General features: G+C 64.1%; 9 protein-coding genes. 6 read left to right on the forward strand and 3 right to left on the reverse strand.

The annotated features are described in order from the left end of the window. From Q0R16_RS19515 to arfB (Q0R16_RS00245), 6 genes are all read left to right on the forward strand, one after another. The coding region (locus tag Q0R16_RS19515) for an IS3 family transposase (protein ID WP_366857042.1) at nucleotides 1-103 on the forward strand (103 nt) is incomplete at its 5' end. A 60-nt stretch (nucleotides 104-163) separates the two neighbouring features. Then, nucleotides 164-373, forward strand: a complete 210-nt coding sequence (locus tag Q0R16_RS00225; RefSeq protein ID WP_295630578.1) for a hypothetical protein — start codon at nucleotides 164-166, stop codon at nucleotides 371-373. 82 nt (nucleotides 374-455) lie between these two features. Next, the gene (locus Q0R16_RS00230) at nucleotides 456-764 is read left to right on the forward strand and encodes a hypothetical protein (RefSeq protein ID WP_295630581.1); all 309 of its coding nucleotides are present in this window, start codon (nucleotides 456-458) and stop codon (nucleotides 762-764) included. Continuing rightward, complete coding sequence (locus Q0R16_RS00235; RefSeq protein ID WP_295630584.1) at nucleotides 761-1,018, forward strand: hypothetical protein; 258 nt, start codon at nucleotides 761-763, stop codon at nucleotides 1,016-1,018. Before Q0R16_RS00230 ends, Q0R16_RS00235 begins: the two co-directional genes overlap by 4 nt. A gap of 41 nt (nucleotides 1,019-1,059) precedes the next feature. After that, nucleotides 1,060-1,482, forward strand: coding sequence for an alternative ribosome rescue aminoacyl-tRNA hydrolase ArfB (gene arfB, locus Q0R16_RS00240; protein ID WP_295630587.1), 423 nt, complete (start codon nucleotides 1,060-1,062; stop codon nucleotides 1,480-1,482). Next, on the forward strand, nucleotides 1,427-1,831 hold the full coding sequence (arfB, locus tag Q0R16_RS00245; RefSeq protein WP_295630590.1) for an alternative ribosome rescue aminoacyl-tRNA hydrolase ArfB: 405 nt from the start codon (nucleotides 1,427-1,429) through the stop codon (nucleotides 1,829-1,831). Before arfB (Q0R16_RS00240) ends, arfB (Q0R16_RS00245) begins: the two co-directional genes overlap by 56 nt. On the opposite strand, the gene Q0R16_RS00250 is transcribed toward arfB (Q0R16_RS00245), so the two are convergent. From Q0R16_RS00250 to Q0R16_RS00260, 3 genes are all read right to left on the reverse strand, one after another. After that, on the reverse strand, nucleotides 1,828-2,292 hold the full coding sequence (locus tag Q0R16_RS00250) for a hypothetical protein (protein WP_366857041.1): 465 nt from the start codon (nucleotides 2,290-2,292) through the stop codon (nucleotides 1,828-1,830). The genes arfB (Q0R16_RS00245) and Q0R16_RS00250 overlap by 4 nt on opposite strands. A 238-nt stretch (nucleotides 2,293-2,530) precedes the next feature. Further along, nucleotides 2,531-4,123: an acyl-CoA dehydrogenase family protein gene (locus Q0R16_RS00255; protein ID WP_295630593.1), complete on the reverse strand. Its 1,593-nt coding sequence runs from the start codon at nucleotides 4,121-4,123 to the stop codon at nucleotides 2,531-2,533. Then, nucleotides 4,120-5,206 (reverse strand): acetyl-CoA C-acetyltransferase (locus Q0R16_RS00260; protein WP_295630596.1); only part of this gene is annotated, 1,087 nt, incomplete at its 5' end. The genes Q0R16_RS00260 and Q0R16_RS00255, both read right to left, overlap by 4 nt.

A 5,206-nucleotide genomic window follows, 5' to 3' on the forward strand; every position in this document is an offset into this window, starting at 1 on the left:
GGCAGCGATCTTCCAGTACATCAACGGGTTCTACAACACGCGGCGGCGTCACTCATATCTGGCCGGGATCAGCCCGCTCGCATTCGAGGCCAAGGTGGCATAATGAGATAGGTGACCGGCACGAAACCGTTACAAGTCCAGCTTGCCTGTAGCCGATGTTGGCATGGCGCTGCTCGATGGAGCGATCACGACTATCCGACAGAAAATGGAGGGTGAGCCGGAGAATGAGGAGCTTGATCGGATCGTCGCCGGGCTGGAAAATACCATTGATCACGTAACGGCCACTAACCCCGGGATGGTAGTGCCACGCAACGGAACGTTCGGGCGAGCCGCTGATGCGGGAGGACTGGGAGCCTTCACCAAGCCCATCTGAACGCTTGGTGTTGCAGCAAAAATCTCAAAATCAGACTGGTGAAAAAACTGGACGTATCACCGATCCATGAGAGGCTCGCGCGATGAAAGAGCCTTCCCAGATCGCCGACCCTGAACGCCTGCGTGTCATCACCGAGACATCGCCGCTCTCCCGCACGGTCTCGCGCGACGGATCGTCGGTCGATGTGCAGATTTACCGGCGCGTGGCCGACACGGCTTGGTCGTTTATCGTCGTCAACCAGACCGGCACCTCGATCCACTGGACCGAGGCATACGAAACCGACGAGGATGCCCTGCGGGCCTTTGAAGCCGATCTTGAGCAGGATGGCATCGACTCCTACCGCGACGACGCCCCGACCACCTGTCCGTTGTGCCGAGCGCTCGGGCTATGAAAGAGCCTTGCCCGATCGCACCCACCGCGCGCCTGTATGTCATCAACGAGACCGTCGCCTTGACGATCACTGTTGGGGATCAACCACCAGTCCGGCTCGAAATCTGCCGCCTCGCCCGGGAGCCGCATTGCCTCATTCTGCCGATAGACCCCTTGACCACCGAAATCTACCGAACCGACGATGGCGAAGTGGGTTATGCCGCGTTCGATATCAAAATCGCTGCCTCGCTCATTGCCCCCAAAACGGGGGCATAGAGACGATGGTTGGATGAAGGCTAACGCGCTATCATCGGCTCATGGTTGCGATCCAAATAACCCGATCCATCGCGATCGACAGCACCGAACTTGAAGAGTCTTTTACACGCTCGACTGGCCCGGGCGGGCAGCATGTGAATACGACAGACAGCGCGGTGATGCTCCGCTTCGATGTGGCCAACTCACCGAATCTGCCCGACGCGGTAAAGCAACGGCTTTCAATCATCGCTGGAACAAGGATGACCAACCAAGGCGTTCTCGTGCTTCGCAGCGAGGGCGCACGATCCCAACTGATCAACCGTCAGGAGGTCCGTCAGCGCCTGATTGATTTGATTATTGAAGCCACCATCGTTCCGAAACGAAGGCGCGCCACAAAGCCCACCAAGGGCTCGAAGGTGCGTCGGGTTGATGCCAAAGTGCGGAGATCGGCGATCAAGGCTGGACGCGGTAAGGTTCGAGAATAACGGGGGAGGTCTTTACAATGTCAACAAGGTTGCGACCGCAGTGCAGTTACGTCTGAACGTGTTTGCACTCGGGCTCAGCTCCGAAGTCTACGCGCGGGTCAAGACGCTGTCGGGAAGCCGGATGACCGCGCGTGGCGAGATCGTGATTGCGGCGCGGCGTTTCCGCACGCAGGAAGCCAACCGTGCCGATGCGCGCGAACGGCTGGCCGAACTGCTGGTGGAGGCGCAAACGCTGCCGCAGAAGCGCGCCAAATCCCGGCTCAACCGCGTGGGCAAGGTCAAGCGGCTCGAAGGCAAGAAAATACGCAGCGCGGTCAAGGCCGGGCGCGGACGGGTTTCGACCGACTAGATCGAGCCGCCGCCATGCATCACTTCGCGCCCATCGGAAGCATAGGCGGAAAGTTCGACCACGCCCGAATTACTGTGCATGACCAGTTGCAGCATTTCTCCACATATCGCCGGTGAAACGCCGCAAAAATCGAACATCTTGAGGCAGTTGTCGCCCAACTGCTGCGCGGCAAGGCGGAGCAGCAAAGTCGCGATCAACGGGCCGTGGACGACCAGTTCACGATACCCTTCCACGCGGGCGGAATAAGCCAGATCGTAGTGCATGCGATGGCTGTTGAAGGTCAGCGCCGAAAAGCGAAACAGCAGCGGCTCGCCCGGGCTGATCGCGCGGTGTGCGTCCCAGCCGGGTTGCTTCTCGGTGATCGAAAGCACCCCAGAGACACGCTCGATAGTTTCGTTTAGCGCGATCGGACGGACGAACGCCACCTTGCTCGATGCCCACATCCGACGCGACAGGGGCACCGGGGGCAGGAAACTATCGGGTTCTCGTCGCGCAGCGGGTGACCGTCCGGGCCAAGCTGCGCTGTCGCCGCATCGGGCGGGCAAAGCCACCAGTGCAGTCCTTGCGGCACCGTGCCATCGGCGCACGCATCACGATCGAGCGTGGCGCACCAGCGTGCGACAAGGCCAGCGTCCACCCGATCGTGGCGGCGCTCCTCGCAGCCGATCCAGGCATCGCAGTTGCTGGCCGATTGCCCCATCAGTTGCGCCCTTCGATCAGTCCGCGCGCGATGACCTGCGCCTGGATTTCGGCGGCGCCCTCGAAAATGTTGAGGATGCGCGCATCGCACAGCACGCGGCTGATCTCGTATTCGAGCGCATAGCCGTTGCCGCCGTGGACTTGCAACGCGGCATCGGCGTTCGACCAGGCGGTGCGCGCGGCGAGCAGCTTGGCCATGCCCGCCTCGATGTCGCAGCGCTTGCCGGTGTCCTTCGCGCGGGCTGCGGCGTAGGTCAGTTCGCGCGAAAGGATCATGTCGACCAGGCTCATCGCCAGCTTGTCGGCCACGCGCGGGAACCCGGCGATCGCCTTGCCGAACTGCTTGCGGCTGACGGCATAATCGCGCGCCAGTTCGAGCGCGCGCCGCGCAACACCTACTGCGCGCGCGGCGGTCTGGATGCGCGCGCCTTCGAACGTGCGCATCAGTTGCCGGAAGCCCTGGCCTTCCTCGTCGCCGAGCACCGCATCGGCGGGTGCGGCCATCGCATCGAACTGCAACGCATATTCGCGCATCCCGCGATAGCCGAGCACCTCGATCTCGCTACCGCTCATGCCTTCGGCCGGGAACGGATCGGTCTCGGTGCCGCGCGGCTTGGGCACGAGCAGCATCGACAAGCCGCGATGGCCCTTTTCATCGGGCAGCGTGCGGCACAGCAGCGTCATCAAGTCTGACCGCGCTGCGTGGGTGATCCATGTTTTCGCGCCGTCGATCGCCCAGGTGCCGTTATCGCTGCGCAGTGCGCGGGTCGCCAGACTGGCCAGGTCTGAACCGACATCGGGCTCGGTGAACACCGCGGTCGGCAGCACTTCGCCGCTGGCGATACGCGGCAGCCAGTCGGCCTTCTGCGCCTCGGTGCCACTGCCCGCGATCAGTTCGCCGGCGATTTCCGATCGGGTGCCGAGCGAGCCCGCGCCGATCCAGCCACGCGACAATTCCTCGGTCACCACGCACATCACCAGCTTGGACAAGCCGAGCCCGCCGTAGCCTTCGGGAATGCACACCCCAAACGTGCCGAGATCGGCCATCGCGCGCACCGTCGCATCGGGGATCAGCGCGTTGGCGAGGTGCCATTGATGCGCGTGCGGCAGGATTTCGGCTTCGGTAAAGCGGCGGAACTGGTCGCGGATAGCGTCGAGTTCTGAGTCGTGGAAGGTCTCGGACGGCCATTCGCCCTCGACCAGTGCGGCGGCGAGCGCGGTGCGGGTAGGGGCGTGATCGGCTTCGAGCAGGTCGGCGCAAGCATCGGCCAATGTCCGCGCTTCTGCGCCCAGACCAAGGTCCGCCGGGCGAACGATTTCATTTTGGCCCATCGGCAAGCCGCCGAACAGTTGCGCCAGCGTTTCGGCGAAGGCCAGCCGGGTGACCAGCGCATCGAGCGGGTTAGCCCCTCCGCCCGCATCGCACCACGCCGCCACCGCTTCGAGCGCGGCCACGCTGGTCGCGACCCAGGCAAATCCGTGCGCTGCGCGCTGTTCCTCATCGATCTTGCGCGTCGCAAGTCGTTCGATCAGTGCTGCGCGTGCGGCATCGCGATAGGTTTGCGCTGCCGCGAGGTAGGTCGCGTAATTCACGCCCGCTCGAACACCGCCGCGATGCCCTGTCCGCCGCCGATGCACATTGTTTCGAGGCCGTAACGCCCGCCGCGCCGGTGCAGTTCGCGGGTCAGGTTGGCGAGGATGCGCCCGCCGGTCGCGCCGATCGGGTGGCCGAGCGAGATGCCCGAGCCGTTGACGTTGAGGATGTCGTGGCGCGAATCGTCCTCGCTCCAGCCCCAGCCCTTGAGCACCGCGAGCACTTGCGGCGCGAAGGCCTCGTTCAATTCGACCAGATCGATATCGCCCCAACCCAGCCCGGTCCGCGCGAACAGCCGCTCGGTCGCTGGCACCGGGCCGATGCCCATGCGCGAGGGATCGCAGCCCGCCGCCGCCCAGGAATGGAACCAGGCGATCGGTTCGAGCCCCAGTTCTGCGAGCTTGTCCTCGGCAACCACAAGGCAAGCCGCGCCCGCGTCGTTCTGCTGGCTGGCGTTGCCCGCCGTGACCACGCCGCCTTCCAATGGGCGCAGTTTGCCGAGCGATTCCGCGGTGGCATCGGCGCGGTAGCCTTCGTCGTGATCGAAGATCAGCGGATCACCCTTCTTCTGCGGCACCGGCACCGGCACCAGTTCGTCGGCGAACAGGCCCTTGTCCCACGCGGCGGCGGCGCGCTGGTGACTGCGCGCGGCGTAAGCGTCGCAGGCTTCGCGGCTGATGCCGTAGTCTTTCGCGAGGTTCTCGGCGGTTTCGATCATGCCCGAGATCACGCCGAAGCGTTCGACCGGTTGCGACATCACGCGGCCGCGCGTCAGCCGATCGTGCAGCACCAGGTTGCCCGCGCGCACGCCCTTGCGCACATCGACCGAGTAATGCTCGACGTTCGACATCGATTCGACGCCGCCCGCGACAACAACGTCCGACGCGCCGGTCTGGACCATCATCGCCGCGTTGACGATTGCCTGTAGGCCCGAGCCGCAGCGGCGGTCGAGTTGGTAGCCGGGTACTTCGAGCGGCAAACCGGCGGCAAGCCATGACCAGTGCGCAATGCACGGCGCTTCACCATTGCCGTAGCCTTGCGCGAACACCACGTCGTCGACGCGCGTAGGATCGATTTTCGTC

It is taken from the genome of Novosphingobium sp., assembly GCF_025351285.1.
Lineage (GTDB): Bacteria > Pseudomonadota > Alphaproteobacteria > Sphingomonadales > Sphingomonadaceae > Novosphingobium.

What these genes read in the sequence shown, in the direction of transcription:
- arfB (WP_295630590.1), top strand. Translation starts at nt 1,427, where the DNA reads ATGCCAAAGTGCGGAGATCGGCGATCAAGGCTGGACGCGGTAAGGTTC.
- Q0R16_RS00230 (WP_295630581.1), top strand. Translation starts at nt 456, where the DNA reads ATGAAAGAGCCTTCCCAGATCGCCGACCCTGAACGCCTGCGTGTCATC.
- arfB (WP_295630587.1), top strand. Translation starts at nt 1,060, where the DNA reads ATGGTTGCGATCCAAATAACCCGATCCATCGCGATCGACAGCACCGAA.
- Q0R16_RS00225 (WP_295630578.1), top strand. Translation starts at nt 164, where the DNA reads ATGGCGCTGCTCGATGGAGCGATCACGACTATCCGACAGAAAATGGAG.
- Q0R16_RS00235 (WP_295630584.1), top strand. Translation starts at nt 761, where the DNA reads ATGAAAGAGCCTTGCCCGATCGCACCCACCGCGCGCCTGTATGTCATC.